The sequence below is a fragment of the Mesorhizobium sp. M0185 genome (assembly GCF_040322175.1).
Classification (GTDB): domain Bacteria; phylum Pseudomonadota; class Alphaproteobacteria; order Rhizobiales; family Rhizobiaceae; genus Mesorhizobium.
Window position 1 is genome coordinate 1 of record NZ_JAMYSY010000058.1, and the last position, 19,276, is coordinate 19,276.

The window sequence follows — 19,276 nt, forward strand, 5'->3', positions numbered from 1 at the left end:
GATCTCGTCTGCCGCCAGGACCTCGGTCTGCGGCTCCTTGTCGGGGCCGGCAATTCGGAAGCTGCCTCCGATCCATTGCAGGTCGATCGTTGCATCGGGCATGACGACGATTGGCGGTGCGCCCGCCGGGTCCATTCGATGCGCCCACACCGAAGCAAAGCTCCCGTGAAGCCGCGCCGACGCTGGACGTTGCTGAAATGAACCCGTTGCCTGCGCTGGGACGGGATCGCTCATCTCGCTCCTCTTCGGATTACCGGCGGTGAACCTACGACGCAGTGGCTGCGCCCGCCGTCGCTCGAGACAACAATCTGCACGACCGACAACGTCTGCCAATCGAGAACGGTTGCAAGAATCGGTTGTTTCTTCCGGCAGGAAGGAAGAGGGCAGGTGAACAATCATGTCAGATGCATCGCCTCGGCAGCGCCGTGTGAAGCCATAGGTCGATGGCCGTTTTGTTCAATCCGGCAGGCGAGATGCGTGCTTATCTTTCGCCGTCGTACATCACACGAGAGGTATGCATCATGAGCAACAACAACGATCAACGGATCGACTACGTCGAATTCAACGTGAAAGACATTCAGCGGTCACGCGACTTCTACGGAAAGGCCTTCGGCTGGACCTTCACTGACTACGGCCCGCAATATTGCGAGTTCAACGACGGGCGCTTGTCAGGTGGCTTCGCCGCTGGGCCAGCGAGGTCCGGAGGAGGCCCGCTCGTCATTCTCTATGCCGATGATTTGCCGGCAACGGTCAAGCGGGTCGAGGAAGCGGGAGGCACGATCGTCAGGCCGATTTATGGGTTCCCCGGCGGCCGGCGCTTTCATTTCGCGGATCCGGATGGTTACGAGCTAGCGGTTTACACCGAGGACGGCAGCAAGGAATGATCGCGTTCCTCCACCACCTTGGATTGGTTTTGCTCGGCGGCGTCTTTATCTGGGCGGGCGCCGAGCATTTCCTCAGGTTCCGGGCAGTTACAGCGTCCCTGGCCGAGCGGGGCTTTCCTGCTCCCAGGCCTCTTCTCGCGGCCGGATCGGTGCTGGAGATCGCAGGCGGCTTTTGCCTAGCAGCGGGCCTTGGTGGACCCTTTCCCGCCGCGACCTTGGCCGTATTCACCATTGCGGCGTCGTTCATGGCGCTCAACTTCTGGCGCTACAGCGGCGATGAACGCGAAGCGCTTCGTACCGGCTTCACCATCAATGTCGCCGTCTTGGGCGGGTTGATTGTCGCCGCGACCACTAGCCTGTGATCATCGTTTCGAGGCGGCGGGCCACTGGACCACGACAGAGCCATTCCACGACGCTGCGCTGCCTGGGCATTTCGTTGATGGCTTCCGCAAGGCCGATCTTCCAGCGTGACCTCCTAAACGGCCAGCATTGAACGCGGCGCTCTGTACAAAGCCTGCGTCAGGATCGCGACGATGAATCCCATCCCCTGCGATCCTCCTCTAAGGTACGGCGCCTTGGCTGTCATGGGTCGCCTTAGGCGCTCACGAATGCGCCTCTGAAACTCCGTGTTCTGATGTCGTTGCCTCCTCGGCACGGTTGGTGCGACCTATTCCTCAAAGCGACCCGTGGCGTCACGATCGCGCTCGTATCGTCTGGTGAGCGGAAACGGCGGCAACCAGGACTCGCGTCGGATGATCCAGCTTTCGTAGGTTGGCATCAGTTGGTCAGGCGCATCCAGGGACCCCAGGTTTACTTCGATTTCGTCTGCGGTGCGTCCGAAAACGGAGGAGCCGCAGCGGGGACAGAAAAACCGCCCGGCGTAGTCGCGTGTTTCGCCGTCGATCGTCACCGCATCCTCAGGAAAAATCGCGGAAGCGTGAAAAAGGGCGCCATGATGCTTGCGGCAGTCAAGACAGTGACAAAGGCCGACCCGGTATGGGCGCCCTGACGCGACAATTCGGACGTTGCCGCACAGGCAACCGCCGGTGAATCGGTCCATGCTGCGTCTCCTCCAAAATCAAGCGGCCGGAATGGTTACAACGACCGGCACTGTTGTTGCAATCGCCGCGCCGCGGGCGGGGACACGTCGTTCTTCCGTGGCGACGACATTGCAGCCGCCTCTCTATGCCTTGCGCGAGCTTGCCGCCGAAAATAGGCTTTGGTTTGTCATATGGAACGAAACGGCGCGTTCCATTGAGCCGCCAACTCGGCGGCCGAGGCGATCTTGACGCCGCAGTCGGCGAGTATGCGTGCGACGGTCGCTACCAGTTCGGCGTTGGACGAGGCTATGCTGCCGTCCGGAAGGAAAAGATTGTTTTCGAAGCCGACCCGGACATGGCCGCCAAGCAACGCGGCGGCGGTCACGCACGCCGCTTCGTTGCGGCCGAAGGCGCAGACGCTCCAATGGTCGAAGCGCGGCATGTTCGCCGCTAAGAACGGCAGGAGATCGGCAGGTACGGATGTCTGTCCCGGCGTGTAGCGGCCCAGCACGTAGAGAACCGGTATGCTTGCCCAGGGGATCAGTCCGCGCTGCTGCATGTCCGAAAGCCTGACGGCCTCCTCGGGCGAATAGAGGATGATCTGCGGCGCAACCCTCTCGGTGTGCAGCCAGGCCATGAAGCGCACAAAGGCGAGTTCCGATCCGGCATCAGGAACGATTTCGCGAAGCGCCAGCGAGACAGCTTGCGGCTTCACATCTTGTACGACGGCCATCTGTTGGGCCGGCGAATAGATACCGAGCGCTTCGGAGGTGATCTGAATTATCAAGCGGTCGCCGGCAGCACCGCGGATGGCGGCGATCGTCGGGCGGTAGGCGTCGGCGTTGAGCAGATGATTGCCGCTTCTGTCGCGGACATGGACGTGGATCATAGCCGCACCGGCATCGGCGCATTCCGCGGCCGTCCTCGCAAGTTCGGCTGGTGTCAGCGGAATCGCCGGATGGTCGGCCTTGCTGCGACGTCCCCCGTTCGGGGCGACGGCTATGGCGATGCGGTCGAGACCATGGGCCGGCTTCATGGGGACGTTCTGTGAGTGACAAGATTCATATGAATCAACCTTTGATCACACTGAAACAGACGTTGCAATCGCTGGTCTGGCGAGCTAGCAATATCCATGGACCAGGGAGAGCTTGCTGGACAGATCGTCACTGCCTTCGACGGCATGTCGGCGCAGCTTCGGTCCGCTGCGCGCTATGTCCTTGATAAGCCGTATGATGTCGCGCTGTTGTCTATGCGCGAGCAGGCCCGGCACGCAGGAGTGCAGCCGGCGACGATGACGCGGCTGGCCCAGCATCTCGGCCTTGATGGCTACGAGACCGTACGCGATATTTACGCCGCCGCGATCCGGGACGGCGAAATCGGTTTCGCCGGCAAGGCGGGCCTTCAGGTGGCCAGCCAAAAGCTCAAGGGCGACCACGCGCTGGCGGCCGATATTCTGGATTCGATTTCCAGCCAGCTTTCCCATCTCGCCGAAGGCAGGTCGATCGACCGTCTGGTCGAGACGGCCAGGGCGCTGAGTGCGGCAAGGCGCGTCTATTGCCTCGGCCTGCGCTCGAGCCACGCAGTCGCCTGGCATCTGCATTACATCCTGTCGCTGATCGGCGAGAAGTCGGTGTTGCTGCACGGCATCGGCGGAACCGATGGCGACGCTCTGGCCCATGCGACCAAGGACGACGTGCTGATCGCCGCCAGCGTCCTGCCCTACACGCGCTTCACCATCGAACTTGTCGAGTACGCTGCCGGCCGCGGCGTACCGGTCATTGCGATCACCGACAGCGGGGTAGCGCCCTTGGCGCTGCTTGCCGATCACCTAGTGGTCGTGCCGACGGGCAGCCCGTCCTTTTTCCATACTATGACGCCAGCTTTCATCGTTGCTGAGATCCTCGGTGCTCTTGTCGCAGGGCAGGCAGGCGAGGGCGCCGTTGAGTCGCTGCGACGTTTCGATGAGCAGGGCGCCGCTCTCAAGACCCATCTGAACCAACGTCCGCCGAAGAAAATGCCCATGAGGGACCGTCGATGACACACATTCTTCATCGAACCATCCACTCGACGCTGCCGGTCGCCATTCGCGGCCAAGGCATCGAACTGTTCGATGCCGAGGGCAAGTCCTATATCGACGCGTCGGGCGGCGCCGCCGTGTCCTGTCTCGGCCACGGCCATCCCGACGTGATCGCTGCACTGCACGCCCAGCTTGAACGCATCGCCTACGCCCACACCAGCTTCTTCACCACCGAGGTGGCGGAGCGCTTGGCGGATCGGCTGGTCGAGGACGCGCCGAAAGGCTTGGACCACGTCTATCTAGTCAGCAGCGGCTCGGAGGCGGTCGAGGCCGCGCTCAAGATGGCCAGGCAATATTTTGTCGAGAAGGGCGAGCCGCAACGGCGCCATCTCATCGCACGCCGGCAGAGCTATCACGGCAATACGCTCGGCGCTCTTGCCACCGGCGGCAACGAATGGCGGCGCGCCCAGTTCAGGCCGTTGCTGATCGAGACCCACCATATCGACCCCTGTTACGCCTATCGCTATCAAAAGCATGGCGAAAGCGACGAAGCCTATGCGGCGCGCGCCGCCCAGCAGCTCGAAGACAAGATCCTAGAACTCGGCCCGGACGAGGTCATCGCCTTTGTCGCCGAGCCGGTGGTGGGTGCCACGCTCGGCGCGGTGCCGCCGGTCGCGGACTACTTCAAGCACATTCGCGCGATTTGCGACCGCTACGGCGTGCTGCTCATTCTCGACGAGGTGATGTGCGGCATGGGCCGTACCGGCACGCTGCATGCGTGCGAGCAGGACGGCATCGCTCCCGACCTGCTGACCATCGCCAAGGGGCTCGGCGGTGGCTACCAGCCGATTGGCGCGGTGCTGCTCGGCCGGCATATCTTCGATGCCTTTGCCCAAGGCTCGGGCTTCTTCCAGCATGGGCATACCTATATGGGCCATCCAATGGCAGCGGCGGCCGGCCTTGCCGTGCAGGAGGTCATCCGGCGTGACGGTCTGCTCGACAACGTCAGCGCAATGGGCGCGCAGCTGGACGAACGCCTGCACCAACGCTTCGATAACCACCATCACGTCGGCGACATTCGCGGGCGGGGTCTATTTAGGGGAATCGAGCTGGTGGTTGATCGCGCCAGCAAGGAACCATTCGACCAGAGGCTTGAACTCAACGCCCGCATCAAGCGCGAAGCAATGGCCCGCGGCCTGATGATTTATCCGATGGCCGGGACGATTGATGGTGTGCGGGGCGTTCATGTGCTTGTGGCGCCGCCATTCATCATTTCCAAACAGGATATCGATCGGATCGTCGAACGGCTCGGTGAGGCGATCGACGCTGCGATCGCTTCAGCGGCCTGACCCGCACGACGCGGACCGCCTCAACCAGTTCCAACGCGTCATCGGCGACGGGCCGGGACACCCACCAGAGAGGTAGCAACCATGTACAGTTCAATGAAAACCCTGATCGGCGCGGCGGCCTGCATGCTGCTGGCGCTGCCATCCGTCGGAGCCGAGCAGCGCTTCGTCACGGTCGGCACCGGCGGGGTCACCGGCGTCTACTACGCCGTCGGCGGCGCCATTTGCCGACTGATGAACAAGGACCGGCAGAAAACCGGCATCCGATGCTCGACGGAGTCGACCGGCGGTTCGGTCTTCAACGTCAACTCCATCCAGACCGGCGACCTCGATTTCGGCTTGACCCAATCGGACGTCCAGTACCAGGCCCATGAGGGGACCGGAAATTTCGACGGCAAGCCGTTCAAGGATCTGCGGGCCGTGTTCTCCGTCCATCCCGAGCCGTTTACCGTGCTAGCGCGGCCGGACGCCGGCGTCACCAAATTCGAGGATTTCAAAGGCAAACGCTTCAACGTCGGCAATCCCGGGTCAGGCACCCGCTCGTCCATGGAGGAGTTGCTCAAGCAGATGGGCTGGACGCTCGGCGATTTCTCGCTTGCCGCGGAGCTGAAGGCGGACGAGCAGGGCAGCGCGCTGTGCGACAACAAGATCGACGGTTTCTTCTACGGCGTCGGTCATCCTTCCGCCGCGATCCAGGATCCGACCACGGCCTGTGGCGCCAAACTCATCCCGCTGACCGGTCCGGCAGTGGACGCGCTGTTGGCAGCTCATCCGTACTATTCAGTCGCCACCATCAAGGGCGGCATGTACGCCAACAATCCGGACGACGTGACGACATTCGGCGTCCGCGCGACAGTGGTGACGAATGCCAGCACGCCCGATGAGGTGGTCTACGAACTGGTGAAGTCGGTCTTCGAAAATTTCGACGACTTCAAGAAACTGCATCCGGCTTTCGCCAATCTCGATCCCAAGGAGATGGTCAAGACCGGTCTGTCGGCGCCAATGCATCCGGGCGCGGAGCGCTATTACAAGGAGAAGGGCTGGCTCTGAGGCCTTCAATGCGAGGCGCCACAGGCGCCTCGCATCGCAAAATAATTGTAGGGAACGATGACAGATCAAAGCCAGCGGGCGGCAGGGCCTGACCAACCCGTTATCGACATTGACAAGCTTAGCGAGATCGTCGCCGAGGCCGACACCGGTGGGCGCAAGCCGACCGGCCGCACCGCGAAGCTGATCCTCGGCGTATCGCTGGCATGGTCGCTGTTCCAGCTCTGGTATGCCTCGCCCCTTCCGTTCATGCTCAATTTTGGTGTCGTCAGCGACGGCATCGCCCGCTCCATCCATCTGGCCTTCGCCCTGTTTCTGGCGATGCTGACGTTTCCGGCCTTCAAGACCTCGTCGCGCAGCCGGGTGCCGCTGCCCGACTGGGTGCTAGGCATCGCCGGGGCGGCGTCCGCCCTCTATCTGTTGGTCTTTTACAGCGATATCGCCCATCGGCCGGGCCTTCCTACTACGGCTGACCTGATCGTCTCGATCGCCGGCGTCCTCATCCTGCTCGAGGCCGCCCGTCGCGCCGTCGGGCCTGCCATCACCGTCATCGCGGCGATCATGCTGATCTATATCTTCGCCGGGCCTCACCTACCTGGCCTGCTCGGCCACAAGGGCGCGACGTTATCGCGCGCAGCCTCGCAGATGTGGCTGACGTCGGAGGGGGTCTTCGGTGTTGCCCTCGGTGTGTCCACCAACGTCGTCTTCATGTTCGTTCTGTTCGGAACATTGCTGGAGCGCGCCGGCGCCGGCGGCTTTTTCATCCAGCTTGCCTTCTCGCTGCTCGGCAAATACCGCGGCGGTCCGGCCAAGGCCGGTGTCGTCGCTTCCGGCCTGACCGGCATGATTTCCGGGTCGTCGATCGCCAATGTCGTGACCACCGGAACCTTCACCATCCCGCTGATGCGTCGCGTCGGATATTCTGCGGTGAAGGCCGGCGCCATCGAATGCGCGGCCGGCGTCAATGGTCAGCTGATGCCTCCGGTGATGGGCGCCGCCGCGTTCCTGATCGCGGAATATGTCGGCATCTCCTATGCCGAGGTGGTCAAGCACGCCTTCTATCCGGCGCTGCTAACCTACGGCTCGTTGTTCTACATCGTCGATATCGAAGCGATGAAGACGGGGATGAAGGGCCTGCCGTCACGCAGCACGCACTCCGCATTTCAGGGTGCGCTGCGCGGGCTGATGGGCATATGCGGCTTCATCGTCCTCGCAGGGGTTGTCTATTACGGCATTGGCTGGACGAAGATCGTTTTCGGCGCGGCCGCGACCTGGATGATCACTGCCGCGCTGATCGCCGTTTACATCGGCCTTGTCGCCTACCGGGCGCGTTATCCCGACCTGCCGCTGGAGGATCTGGAGGGCGAGATCGTCAGGATTCCCCACTTCGGCGAGACGGCGCGCACCGGCCTGCATTTTCTGCTGCCTGTGATCCTGCTGATCTGGTGCCTGATGGTGGAGGAGTTGTCGCCCGGCCTGTCGGCATTCTGGGGCGCTGTCGCCCTTATGGCGCTGATCGTCACGCAGCGGCCGCTCACCGCCTTTTTCCGCAAGGACCGAGCGCTGGCGCAGCATTGGCTTCACGGTTTCGACGATCTGGTCGGTGGCCTGTCCGCCGCCGCACGCAACATGACGACGGTCGGCATTGCCACTGCGACGGCCGGCATCATCGTCGGAACGGTTCTGCTCACGGGCATCGGGCTGGTAATGACCGAGCTGGTCGAATTCATCTCGGGCGGCAGCTTCATCGTCATGCTTTTGTTCACGGCGGTGATCTGCATCATTCTCGGCATGGGCATGCCGACCACTGCAAGCTATGTCGTCGTCGCCACCTTGATGGCGCCGGTCATCGTCGATTTGGCGGCGCAGAACGATCTTGCCGTGCCGCTGGTCGCCGTCCACATGTTCGTTTTCTATTTCGGGCTGATGGCGGACGTGACGCCGCCAGTGGGCCTGGCGGCTTATGCTGCTGCGGCAATTTCCGGCGCCGATCCGGTGAAGACCGGCATTCAGGGCTTCAAGTACGAGATCCGTACCGGCCTGCTGCCGTTCATCTTCATCTTCAACACCGGACTGCTGATGATCGATCTCGAAGGTCCGTTCGATTTCGTCGCGATGGTGGTGACATCGACGCTGGCCATGGTCTCGTTTGTAGCAGCGACGCAGAATTGGATGCTCGTGCGCAACCGCTGGTACGAGACGATTGCGTTGCTTGTGGCCTGTTTCATCTTGTTCAGGCCAGGATTGTTGCTCGATCAGGTGAGTGAACCGTATCGGGCAGTACCCGCCACCGAACTCAGCCGTATCGTCGACGAGACGGCCGAGGGAGGCGCGGTTCGCTTGCGCCTGACGACACTGAACCTCAACGGCGATGAGATATCGAAGCTGGTTCGGCTGCAGCTCGGGCCTGCAAATTCATCGGCCGAACGCCTGAAGGCTGCGGGCCTGGACGTCAGTGCGCTTGGCGATAGCGTGACGGTCGGCGTCGTGCGACTGGGCAGCCAGGCGGCCAAATTCGGCCTGCAGCCCGGCGACGAAATCAACCAGGTGCTAGTCCCGGCGGAACGGACGTCGCGCTATTGGTTCGCCATTCCGGCTCTGCTGTTGCTCGGTCTCGTCGTCTGGGGCCAGAAGCGGCGAAGGCGGACGGTTGGTCTGTAAACGTCTTGTGAGCGGAAGCCTCTTGGCCAGCATGTCGGTAGCAAGAGAACCAAACGACGCCCCGGAGCCGGCTAACGCGGAAATGCGCATGCCGACGCGCGACCGCCCCTTCGAACCCGTCGACTACGGGCTTTACGCGCTGACGGTCATTGCCTGGAGCGCATCGTGGTTCGCGATCGAGCTTCAGGTCGGCAGCGGCGTGCCGAACGAGGTCAATCTGGTTTGGCGCTTCGCCATCGCCACGCTGCTGATGTTTGCCTGGGCAGGTTTTTCCGGCCGGCGTCTCCGCTTTTCGATCACCGATCATCTGCGCTTTGCAGTGCTCGGCATCCTCATCTTCTCGTCGAACTTCCTGTTTTTCTATTATGGCGCCGGCTATCTCGTCAGCGGCTTGCTCTCGGTCGTCTTCTCGCTCGCCTCGGTAATCAACATGCTGCTCGGTGCCTTGGTCATCGGCGAGCGCCCGGCGCCGCGCATTCTCGCCGGCGGCCTCATCGGTTTCGCCGGAATAGCGCTGATGTTCTTTCCCGAAATCGCCGCCAACGGGCTTTCCGGCGGCACGTTGGTGGGCCTTCTTCTGTGCCTCTGCGGCACGCTGAGCTTCTGCGCCGGCAATCTCGTCTCCGTCGCAAACCAGCGCCGCGGCCTGCCGCTCGTTTCAACGAGCGCCTGGGGCATGCTTTATGGCACTCTGTGGTCGACGTTCCTGGCCTTCCTGCTTGGTGAGCCGTTCGTGTTCGCGACGACGGCCTCTTATATCGGCTCGCTGGTCTTCCTCGCCGTCATATCGACCGTCGTGGCTTTCGCCGCCTACCTGACGCTGCTCGGACGCATTGGCGGCGCCCGCGCCGGCTATGCGACCGTCATATTTCCCGTCTTTGCGCTTTTGATCTCCACGGCGCTGGAAGGCTATGCCTGGACTGCGTACGCGATCATCGGGCTCGTCCTCGTCGCCGCCGGGAACGTCCTGGTCATTCGCGGAGGACGGCGCTGACGCATGGAATGCTTGCGCAATGCCGCCGCGTTCCGGTTGTGCGGGCCGCGGTTCTATCGAGCTTGACTCTCCGCATGCTCTGTCTAAGCTGCGGTCAATGGGTCAGACCAATGTACCAGGGTTGGCCCGGGAGGGAACTAAACGCGCATGCCGATCCAGGCCGTTGAACCACGCCGGCTTTACCGACAGGTCGCCGATCAGCTCAGGCAGCTGATCGATGCCGGCGAGTTTTCCGTCGGCGACCGCCTGCCAACCGAGCGGGATCTGGCCGATCAGCTCGGAATTTCCCGCCCGACAGTCCGTGAAGCGCTGATAGCGCTGGAGGTCGAAGGCCGCATACGCATCCGCGTCGGCTCGGGTATCTACGTCACCGATCCGCCGAGCGCCGCCGCCTCCGAACCCGAAGTCGAGGAAGGCCCGTTCGAGCTGTTGCGCGCGCGCGAATTCGTCGAAGGCGCGATCGCCGCCGAAGCGGCCCTCCATGTCCGGCCTGCAGATATCGAACGGCTCGACGACGTGCTGCGCCGGATGGAGGCCATGCGCCACCCCAACAAGATGACCATTGCGCTCGACCGGGAATTCCACACCGCTGTCGCCGGCATTCTCGAGAACGCGGTGCTGGTGCGCTTCATCGGCGAGCTTTTCGACCAGCGCATGAACCCGTACTTCGAACGCCTGTCGATCTATTTCGAGACCAGCGATTCCTGGCAGGTCGCGGCAAAGGAACATCGTGCCGTGCGCGATGCAATTGCCGCGCGCGACCCCGAGCGGGCCAAGGCCGCCATGCAGCAGCATCTGCGCCAGTCGCAAATCAGATTCTCACGCAATTTCGATGAGAGAGCCGCAGCCAAGGAGGTTGCGGAATAGCAGTTGGCCGGGGGGAGATCCGGCCGTCAAGTTCAACCAGGGAGGAATTAGATGCTGAGAAAATACGCAGTTCTGCTCGGTGCGATCGCCGCAATTGCCATACCCATGGCGTCGGCCTCGGCGGAAACGGTCCTGAAATGGGCACATGTCTACGAGACGACGGAGCCCTTCCACACCGAATCCGTGTGGGCTGCCGACGAGATCAAGAAGCGCACCCAGGGCCGCTACGCCATCGACGTCTATCCGGCCTCGCAGCTTGGCAAGGAAGCAGACATCAACCAGGGCCTGATGCTCGGCACCGTCGATATCATCATTTCCGGATCGAGCTTCGCGGCGCGCGAATATCCACCGATCGGCGTCACCTATTTCCCATACACTTTCCGCGATGCCGACCATCTGCTGAAATACACCAAGAGCGACGTCTACAAGGCCCTGACCAAGGGCTATGAGGACAAGACCGGCAATCATATCGTCGCCACCACCTATTACGGGACGCGGCAGACCACCTCGAACCGTCCGATCGCCAAATGCTCCGACATGCAGGGCCTGAAGATGCGCGTTCCCGACGTGCCCGCCTATCTGGCCATGCCGCGTGCCTGCGGCGCCAACACCGCGCCGATCGCCTTCGCTGAGGTCTACCTGGCCCTGCAGAACGGCACGGTCGAGGCCCAGGAGAACCCGCTGACCACCATCGAGGCGAAGAAATTCTACGAGGTGCAGAAGAACATCGTGCTGACTGGCCATATCGTCGATCATCTCAACACCATCATATCGGCGTCGCGCTGGGCCTCGCTTTCCGACGAGGACAAGAAGATCTTCACCGAGGTGATGCAGGAGGCCGCCGCCCGCGCCACGGCGAAGATCGTCGCCCGCGAAAAGGAACTGGTGCAGGTATTCAAGGACCGCGGCATCACCGTAACCGATGTCGACCGTGCCGACTTCGAGAAGAATGTGCTGGAGAAGGTCACCTTCGAGGAGTTCGGCTACAACAAGGCCGATTGGGAAGCGATCCGCGCCATCAAGTAGGGCATCGGGAAATCGGATGCTCAACCAAGAGAATAGGGCGGCAATCGGATTCGCCACTTGCCCATCCGTCCGGCTTCAAATTGCGCCGGACGGCCTTTCCAATCCTTGACGACCCACCAGCTTCGGGAGCCCGCGCCAATGGCCGAGGAACACCACACCGAGATCACCGTCGAAGAGATCGCGCACGCCTTCGAGGAGGTGCCGGTCGACGTCGACCTGTCGGACCACGGTATCGAGGATTGGGTCACGCTTGCCGTGTTCTGGGGCATGGTCGTCTGTGTCTTCCTGCAGTTCTTCACCCGCTATGCGCTGAACAACAGCTTTGCCTGGACCGAGGAGATCGCCATCAACGCGCTTGTCGTCGTTGTCTTTCTCGGTGCCGCCATGTGCGTGCGCCTTTCGCGCCATATCCATGTCGACGTGCTTTACCACTATCTGCCGGAGCGTGTCGGCCGCTGGCTGGCGCTCGCCGTCGATATTGTCCGCATCGCATTCTTCGCCTACGGAACATGGCTGATGTGGCGCTACGTCACGATCGTGGCGCATGAGCGCATGGTCACCGTCAACCTGCCGCGGCGCTGGTTCTTCTACGCCGTACTGGCCGGGTTCGTGCTGATGCTTCTGCGCTCGATCCAGGTCTTCATCGGCAATTACCGGCGCGGCTATTCGGTGCTCGAGCGTCCTGGTGCGTTCGAGACGGCGGGGGTCTGAGCGATGCTGCTTCTGGTCGGGGGCTTTCTTGTCCTGATGCTCATCGGCGTGCCGGTCGCCGTTTCGATGGCGGCCGCGTCGATCCTATACCTCGTCATCTACGGCGTCGCGCCCGATATCATCGCGGCCCAGCGCATGATCGCCGGGGTGGAGAGCTTTCCACTGCTCGCCGTGCCCTTCTTCATTCTGGCCGGCAACCTCATGAACATCGCCGGCGTCACCGGGCGCATCTATTCCTTTGCCCTTGCCCTGGTCGGCTGGATGAAGGGCGGCCTGGCGCAGGTCAACATCATCGGATCGGTGATCTTTTCCGGCATGTCGGGCACCGCGCTCGCCGACGCCGCCGGTATCGGCACCATCGAGATCAAGGCGATGAAGGACCACGGCTATCCCATCGACGCCGCGGTTGGCGTCACCGCCGCTTCCGCCACGCTCGGGCCGATCTTTCCGCCCTCGCTGCCCTTCGTCATCTACGGCATGATGGCCAATGTCTCGATCGGTGCCCTGTTCATGGCCGGCATCCTGCCCGGCGTGGTCATGACCGTGCTGATGATGATTACGGTTGCCATCTTTGCCTACAGTCGCGGCTGGGGTTCCGACACGCCTTTCGAGCTTCGGCGGCTGGCCGAAGCGGCGGGCGAGGTGCTGGTGGTGGCTGCCTTTCCGATTGGCTGTTACGTGCTTGTGCAGCTTGGCCTGTCGATCAACATCGCGGTCGGCATCGCGCTGCTGGTGCTGATCGCGGCGGACTGGTATTTCGATTTCTCCGCGGTCATGGCGCTGATGACGCCGGTCATCCTGATTGGCGGCATGACGATGGGCTGGTTCACGCCGACCGAGGCGGCGATGGCGGCCGTGATCTGGTCGCTTTTCCTCGGGCTGGTGCGCTACCGCACGATGACGCTGCGTTTGCTTGCCAAGGCCAGCTTCGACACGATCGAAACGACCGCCTCGGTGCTGTTCATCGTTACCGCCGCATCGATCTTCGCCTGGCTGCTCACCGTCAGCCAGGCAGCACAGCTGTTTTCGAACTTCATTTTCGCGCTCACCGAAAACAAGTGGGTCTTCCTGATCCTGGTCAACATCCTGATGCTGGTGGTCGGCTGCTTCCTCGATACGATCGCCGCGATCACCATTCTGGTGCCGATCCTGCTGCCGGTCGCCGCCGTCTACGGCATCAACCCGGTGCATTTCGGTCTGATCATGACGCTCAACCTGATGATTGGGCTTTTGCACCCGCCGCTCGGCATGGTGCTCTTTGTGCTGTCGCGCGTCGCCAAACTCTCGGTCGAACGCACCACCATGGCGATCCTGCCGTGGCTGGTGCCGCTTATCGTGGCGCTGCTTCTGATCACCTTCATACCCGCCATCACGCTTTGGCTGCCGACCGAGATGGGCTTGATCCGGTGAGCGGCCAGGTGATTGCCGCGACGCTGTTCGGCCCGCAGGACCTGCGCGTCGTGGAGCGTCCGCTTGAACCGCTGGCACCAGGTATGGTGCGGGTGCGCTTTGGGGCAGGGGGCATCTGCGGCTCCGACCTGCATTATTTCCGCCATGCCCGTACCGGCGACTTCGTCGTCACTTCGCCGCTTGTCCTCGGCCACGAAATCTCAGGCGAAATCGTCGAGATCAACGGCGCCGCGCCCGGTCTGGGCGTCGGCGACCACGTCGCGGTCAATCCGTCGCGCTGGTGCGGGCATTGCGCGCGATGCCTGGAAGGCCGCGCCAATCTCTGCGAAAACATCTATTTCATGGGTTCGGCATCGAAGACGCCGCATATGCAGGGCGGCTTCGCCAGCCTGTTCGACGCCACGCCCGCGCAATGTTTCAAGGTTCCATTTGATGTGGCCTACCAGGCGGCCGCACTTGCCGAGCCGCTGGCGGTCAGCCTGCACGCCATCGCGCGGGCGGGCGACATCAGGGGCCGCAACGTCATCCTGTTCGGTGCCGGCCCCATCGGTCTCTTGGCCATGCTCGCGGCCAGGCTTGCCGGCTGCGCTGAGCTTACGGTCGCCGATATCGCCGCCGCTCCGCTCGCCTTCGCCCGCCGGCTTGGCGCCGACAGGACGATCGACCTTTCCAGCGGCGACGCCGAGCTCCAGGCGCTTGCTGCCGGCGGTTCGCTTGATGTGGCGTTCGAGATTTCAGGCACTGCCGCCGGCCTTGCCGCGGCGATCGCCAGTGTCCGGCGCGGCGGCACGGTGGTCCAGGTCGGCAATCTTCCCGGTGGCCAGATCCCGCTGCCTGCCAATGCGGTGATGGCCAAGGAGATCGACCTCAAAGGCACCTTCCGCTTCGGCACGGAGTTCGGCCGGGCGGTCGATCTCATCGTTTCGGGGGAGGTGGATGTCCTCAAGCTGGTGACGGCGGAGCGCACGCTTTCCGCCGCCCCAGACGCGTTCCGTCTTGCCGCCGACCGTTCACAGAGTGTCAAGGTCGTGCTGACCGCCGACTGAATCGTGGTTTTGCCAGATCGTTAGTAGCCATAACTCATTGCGAACGGACGAAACTCAGAACGTGCTCGACGTATATGCTCCCACCCAGGTCTCCGGTTAAACTCGGGAGCAATACCCGGCAGCTTGCTGTCAAAATTGTTGGCAGCAAATCCGCTCGCGATTAAAGCCCCTTCGTCGCGAGATTTCGCTCAGTTCGGCCATTCCTCGTCCTGCCAACCGCGCGCTGCGTGGATCCCCCCCAAAATTGAAATGCTTTCCCGGCCGCCCTTGGCGGTCACGGCATAAGCGATGATGTAGGGCAGGCGACTCACAGGCTTTTCATAGGTGCCGGATACACGGCCGGGTCGCCCGGTTGCCATTTCCCCAAGCGCGGCCCCTGCGTCCAGAATCCGGTCTGCTACCAGGCGCGCAGCGCGCGGATTATCCTGCGAGATATAGGCGATCTGTTCCTTGATGTCGTCCAGCTCACCGCGAGACCACTGAACGGCTCGCGTCACACCTTGCGGCCCGTGCCGGCATCAATCGCAGCATAAATTTCTGCCATAGCCTTATCATGAGACACGATGCGCCCAGCTTCGACATCAGCAAGGCCGCGCTTGATACCTTCAATGATTTCAAGCTCGCGATCGACATACGCTGCGACGGCTTCACCTGCGAGGAACGACTTGCTACGCCGGGTGTCGGTTGCGATCCGGTCGAGCTTTTCCTTTACATCGGGACTGACGCGAATTGTCATAGTGGTGCTAGCGGCCATAGCGGTGTCCTGTGTTGATCTGTGTACACCTTAGCACAGAGCGCCGCGCTGGTCCATTATCCCTTGACCGCCGAGCCGACGATCGAATCCACGAAGAAGCGCTGCAGGAAGGCGAAGAGCATCAATGGCGGCAGCACGGCGAGCGTGGCGCCGGCCATGACAAGTCCTGTATTGAGGGCGCCTCTGTTGTAGCTGAGCAGGCGGCTGAGGCTAATGACGATCGGATAATCCTCTGCATTGCCCTGCAAAACTGTCAGCGGCCACAGATAGCTGTTCCAATGATAGACGAAGGCAAACAGCGCCAGTGCCGCGATCGCGGGCGCCAGACTGAATCGAGGATGCGCAAAGTCCCTGTTTTTTGCCAGGCAATCGGCGCTTCACTGTGCGGGTACAAATAGAATGTGCGACCGTGCTGGCTTCCCAGCATCAGAGCATACGCCTGTAACCTTCATAGCCCGATGCCGCGCTTCTTTCCCAGGTTCCAATCCACGCCCCCCGTATCCGAGCACACGACCCCGATGACTTGATTACCCAATCGCTTTTCGAGCGACGGCGACCAGGGCACGAGCTTGAATTCGAGCCCATTGTCGATCATCGCGAGCCGGCCTGAAGCCAGCGAGAAACGCCGCCGGTAAATCCCAGCCACATGATCGCCGTTGGCAGCCTTCGTGAATGAGAGGCCCGTCTCGGCGGCGAGGCGGGCACCGAGCGATTCCACCTCATGATCGTGTAGAGTATCGATCAGATTGCGCACAAGAATGACGCGCTGTCCCTCGCGCCTGGCCAGATCGCGGCTGACAAGGTGGTCGACCCGATCTTGCAGTGCCTGTCTTACGTCCCTGCCAAAGCCGCCGTCACCGAATTCGGCAGGCTCGCGTGCAACGAGTTGGCGATCGAGCCAAGTCGCGCCGGAAGCATGGACCTGCTGTTCGATTGAGAGGTCGGAGCGGACCGCGAGCGTGACCCGGCCACCGCCATTTGCACTCGCATCGCGGCACAACTCCACGACCGAGCCCGGGTCGGAGTCTCCGGCCGCATCAGGGTCATGGAAGCGAATGTGGTGCGTGCGTCCATCAATGCCATCGACGATGGCATAGGCCGCGCCGCGCCGTTCGTCATCAAGGCCGCGTTCGAGCAGTCGGCCGATCACGGGCGCATCAATCTTTTCGGCGGCCAGCACATAGTCGGCCGTCCCTTTTTCTAGCCCATGCACAGTGAGGCTGCGGTGCATGCGCTTGATGATGTCGCCGCGTTCACCGAGGGTGCGCAAAGTGGCCTCGGCCTCTTCGACCACCATCCACTGGCCGGGACGGATCTCGTTCGCGAGGCCCAGGCTTTCCAGTTGCCGCAGCCGGCCGACTTTTAGCCCCAGGAACTCGTCGGGCCGGCGATCAGGGTGTGGCGCGAGATCAATGATACCATGACGGTCGGCGTCACGAACAAGCTGGCGATCGAGCTGCGTCCAGCGCTCAGTGTCGACCTGGTGCTCGATGGCCTGGCGGATGTCGAGGTCCGTGCGGAGCCCAAGCGTCTGGGTGAGAATGTCGCTCGCCCGATCGCGCATGCCCTGGCGGATGTAGTCGCGCGAGATGACAAGGCTCTCGCCATCGTCGGCAACGCCGCGAACGAGGATGTGAACGTGCGGATGTTCGGTGTTCCAGTGATCGACGGCTATCCAGTCGAGCTTCGTGCCGAGGTCGCGCTCCATGTCGACCATCAGGTCACAAGCGAAGTTCTTGAGGTCGCCGAGCTCCATTGCATCCTCCGGCGAAACGATGAAACGGAAGTGATGCCGATCATCCTTGCAGCGGTCGCAGAAGGCGTCATGATCTGCATCTTTGGTGTCGGGACCGAACATCCTCGCCTTCTCACCGTCACGTGTAACACCTTCGCGGCGAAGATATTTGAGATGGGTGGCGAGTGGCGCAGACCCTCTGAACTGCCGTACCACACGGGTCTTGACGACGGCGCCGCGTGAGCTGTCAGAGATGAGGCGACTGGCGCGGATGCTCGCTGACCTGCCGCGGCCAAACGTTGAAGCTCGCGGGGAGGTGATCCGACCCTCGCGTGTAAGGTGCCCGCCGGCGCGCTGTGTGGCCGCAAGAGCCTGGAAGATGAAGGGTCGTGCGCGCTGGCCGGCGCGGGAGCGGATGCGACCGGGGCGGACGCGAAAGCTATCGTCACGCTTCATGCTAGACGGCCACGAGGTGCGGTTTCCATTGAAAGACTGAAAAATTGGGAATAGCGCACATCGCTGATTGTGCCAGCACATTGCGAAATGAGACGAAAATCGTAAGGAAAACAATCGGCCGAACCGAGCCGCACCTCGCGGCCCTTTATCCTGCCAATCTCTCTGTTCTCATCCACAGCCAACCCTTCCGCCGCAATTTCCGCGACGGAACAGGCCGGAATGCAATTGAGGAGGAACGTGGCGATCATCGCGATATGGCTAAAGAGGGTTGAGCGAATAGGCCGGAAACAGCGTGGTTCGATTGGAAATCGGTTTCACTCGGCCGTGGCTCGATCGCGGTCAGGTCCGCAACAGGATTGCCCATTGGCGACCCCATTGCGGACGAATGAATCGCCGCAAAGATCGTCTCGCCATAACCATTGCCATCCGATGCAGTGGCGTTCCGAATGTCATGGGGATGCGCAAAGATCGTTGCACGGAGCGAGCTGGCTCTGCCCCTTCCTTGCCGCGCGCGCCGCGGACTGAGAACTGCACCATCGAGCAGCGGCGCGAGTTTCCTGACGTAGTCGACCGTCTCGCGTGGCAGCGGACGGCCGGTTAAGAGATGTTCCGTGTACCGACCAGGACCGGCATTGTAAGCGGCAAGAAAGCCGCTGCGCCCGAAGCTGTCGAGCATTTCGCGAAGATATGCTGCACCTGCAAGAATGTTGTCACGCGGTTGATAGGGATCGTCACCGAGACGGTATTTGATGCGCAGTTCTTCCCACGTCGCCGGCATGATCTGCATCAAGCCCATTGCGCCCTTGCTTGAAAGCGCACGAACATCGCCGACGCTCTCAACATGCATGACGCCGCGCAGCAACCGCTCTGGAATGGCGAAGCGTTTTGACGCTTCTCGAATATGCCGCGACCACGGGCCAGCCGACAAGATCGTCGACTCGGAGTGCGCCGGCCGTTCACCATGAGAGGAAGCCGCTGCACCAGTTTCGGGCGCCACGAAGCCAAGCATGACACATGCGGCAAACGTCGTCATGCCTCTGTGGGCTGCATCCCGCAGACCGCAGAACCGATGCGCCGCCAGCCTGCGACGGTGTTCGCTTCCGTTAAGGGCAGGGGCTCGCCGATCGAACCGGCTTTGCCAAAACTGTGATGAAATCGGCGTCCGCAACCACAAGCAAGTGTCAGGCCCCCTCTGGGCTGCGTCGCGGGCGGTCGGGTCGAAGGGTTTGACCGGCGCGCAATGGATCAAAAGGGTTGCCGAGAAAGATTCGTCGAAGGGCTC

General features: G+C 62.2%; 19 protein-coding genes. 12 read left to right on the forward strand and 7 right to left on the reverse strand.

The features are described from left to right. Positions 1-518: 518 nt before the first annotated feature. Together NKJ20_RS29515 and NKJ20_RS29520 are read left to right on the forward strand one after the other, a co-directional pair. The gene (locus NKJ20_RS29515) at positions 519-884 is read left to right on the forward strand and encodes a VOC family protein (RefSeq protein WP_352745818.1); all 366 of its coding nucleotides are present in this window, start codon (positions 519-521) and stop codon (positions 882-884) included. Further along, a complete protein-coding gene (locus NKJ20_RS29520; RefSeq protein WP_352470562.1) occupies positions 881-1,246 on the forward strand; it encodes a DoxX family protein in 366 nt (121 codons plus the stop codon). The genes NKJ20_RS29515 and NKJ20_RS29520 overlap by 4 nt, the downstream gene beginning before the upstream one ends. A 305-nt stretch (positions 1,247-1,551) precedes the next feature. Here the strand turns inward: NKJ20_RS29520 and NKJ20_RS29525 are convergent, their stop codons facing one another. Together NKJ20_RS29525 and NKJ20_RS29530 are read right to left on the reverse strand one after the other, a co-directional pair. Further along, positions 1,552-1,944: a GFA family protein gene (locus tag NKJ20_RS29525; RefSeq protein ID WP_352452141.1), complete on the reverse strand. Its 393-nt coding sequence runs from the start codon at positions 1,942-1,944 to the stop codon at positions 1,552-1,554. 167 nt (positions 1,945-2,111) lie between these two features. Then, on the reverse strand, positions 2,112-2,960 hold the full coding sequence (locus tag NKJ20_RS29530; RefSeq protein WP_352452142.1) for a beta-keto acid cleavage family enzyme: 849 nt from the start codon (positions 2,958-2,960) through the stop codon (positions 2,112-2,114). 96 nt (positions 2,961-3,056) lie between these two features. Between NKJ20_RS29530 and NKJ20_RS29535 the strand changes: the two genes are divergently transcribed. From NKJ20_RS29535 to NKJ20_RS29580, 10 genes are all read left to right on the forward strand, one after another. Further along, a complete protein-coding gene (locus tag NKJ20_RS29535; protein WP_352452143.1) occupies positions 3,057-3,962 on the forward strand; it encodes a MurR/RpiR family transcriptional regulator in 906 nt (301 codons plus the stop codon). Further along, positions 3,959-5,290, forward strand: coding sequence for an aspartate aminotransferase family protein (locus NKJ20_RS29540; RefSeq protein ID WP_352452145.1), 1,332 nt, complete (start codon positions 3,959-3,961; stop codon positions 5,288-5,290). Before NKJ20_RS29535 ends, NKJ20_RS29540 begins: the two co-directional genes overlap by 4 nt. A gap of 93 nt (positions 5,291-5,383) precedes the next feature. Beyond that, positions 5,384-6,337, forward strand: a complete 954-nt coding sequence (locus NKJ20_RS29545) for a TAXI family TRAP transporter solute-binding subunit (RefSeq protein WP_352452198.1) — start codon at positions 5,384-5,386, stop codon at positions 6,335-6,337. Positions 6,338-6,394: 57 nt separating this feature from the next. Next, positions 6,395-8,995 carry a TRAP transporter permease gene (locus tag NKJ20_RS29550; RefSeq protein WP_352748905.1) on the forward strand — a complete coding sequence of 867 codons (2,601 nt, stop codon included), beginning with the start codon at positions 6,395-6,397 and terminating at the stop codon, positions 8,993-8,995. A gap of 88 nt (positions 8,996-9,083) precedes the next feature. Next, positions 9,084-9,989 carry a DMT family transporter gene (locus NKJ20_RS29555; protein ID WP_352748908.1) on the forward strand — a complete coding sequence of 302 codons (906 nt, stop codon included), beginning with the start codon at positions 9,084-9,086 and terminating at the stop codon, positions 9,987-9,989. Between the two features lie 147 nt (positions 9,990-10,136). Beyond that, positions 10,137-10,856 (forward strand): FadR/GntR family transcriptional regulator, encoded by a 720-nt coding sequence (locus NKJ20_RS29560; RefSeq protein ID WP_352452148.1) that lies wholly within the window; start codon positions 10,137-10,139, stop codon positions 10,854-10,856. A 51-nt stretch (positions 10,857-10,907) separates the two neighbouring features. Next, positions 10,908-11,882 carry a sialic acid TRAP transporter substrate-binding protein SiaP gene (locus NKJ20_RS29565; RefSeq protein ID WP_502894239.1) on the forward strand — a complete coding sequence of 325 codons (975 nt, stop codon included), beginning with the start codon at positions 10,908-10,910 and terminating at the stop codon, positions 11,880-11,882. Between the two features lie 138 nt (positions 11,883-12,020). Next, the gene (locus NKJ20_RS29570; RefSeq protein WP_352745671.1) at positions 12,021-12,593 is read left to right on the forward strand and encodes a TRAP transporter small permease; all 573 of its coding nucleotides are present in this window, start codon (positions 12,021-12,023) and stop codon (positions 12,591-12,593) included. A gap of 3 nt (positions 12,594-12,596) precedes the next feature. Further along, the gene (locus tag NKJ20_RS29575) at positions 12,597-14,003 is read left to right on the forward strand and encodes a TRAP transporter large permease (protein WP_352452150.1); all 1,407 of its coding nucleotides are present in this window, start codon (positions 12,597-12,599) and stop codon (positions 14,001-14,003) included. Next, positions 14,000-15,049, forward strand: a complete 1,050-nt coding sequence (locus NKJ20_RS29580) for an L-idonate 5-dehydrogenase (RefSeq protein ID WP_352452151.1) — start codon at positions 14,000-14,002, stop codon at positions 15,047-15,049. Before NKJ20_RS29575 ends, NKJ20_RS29580 begins: the two co-directional genes overlap by 4 nt. A 188-nt stretch (positions 15,050-15,237) precedes the next feature. Here NKJ20_RS29580 and NKJ20_RS29585 read toward each other — a convergent pair whose 3' ends face one another. The 5 genes from NKJ20_RS29585 to NKJ20_RS29605 all read right to left on the reverse strand — a co-directional run bounded on the left by NKJ20_RS29585 (position 15,238) and on the right by NKJ20_RS29605 (position 19,027). After that, the gene (locus NKJ20_RS29585; protein WP_352452152.1) at positions 15,238-15,546 is read right to left on the reverse strand and encodes a type II toxin-antitoxin system RelE/ParE family toxin; all 309 of its coding nucleotides are present in this window, start codon (positions 15,544-15,546) and stop codon (positions 15,238-15,240) included. Beyond that, a complete protein-coding gene (locus NKJ20_RS29590) occupies positions 15,543-15,803 on the reverse strand; it encodes a CopG family ribbon-helix-helix protein (RefSeq protein WP_352452153.1) in 261 nt (86 codons plus the stop codon). Before NKJ20_RS29590 ends, NKJ20_RS29585 begins: the two co-directional genes overlap by 4 nt. Positions 15,804-16,251: 448 nt before the next feature. Continuing rightward, positions 16,252-17,994: a relaxase/mobilization nuclease domain-containing protein gene (locus NKJ20_RS29595; protein ID WP_352745679.1), complete on the reverse strand. Its 1,743-nt coding sequence runs from the start codon at positions 17,992-17,994 to the stop codon at positions 16,252-16,254. Next, positions 17,991-18,242: a hypothetical protein gene (locus tag NKJ20_RS29600; RefSeq protein ID WP_156937256.1), complete on the reverse strand. Its 252-nt coding sequence runs from the start codon at positions 18,240-18,242 to the stop codon at positions 17,991-17,993. The genes NKJ20_RS29595 and NKJ20_RS29600 overlap by 4 nt, the downstream gene beginning before the upstream one ends. After that, the gene (locus NKJ20_RS29605) at positions 18,239-19,027 is read right to left on the reverse strand and encodes a lytic transglycosylase domain-containing protein (RefSeq protein WP_352452155.1); all 789 of its coding nucleotides are present in this window, start codon (positions 19,025-19,027) and stop codon (positions 18,239-18,241) included. Before NKJ20_RS29605 ends, NKJ20_RS29600 begins: the two co-directional genes overlap by 4 nt. Between the last annotated feature and the right edge of the window lie 249 nt (positions 19,028-19,276).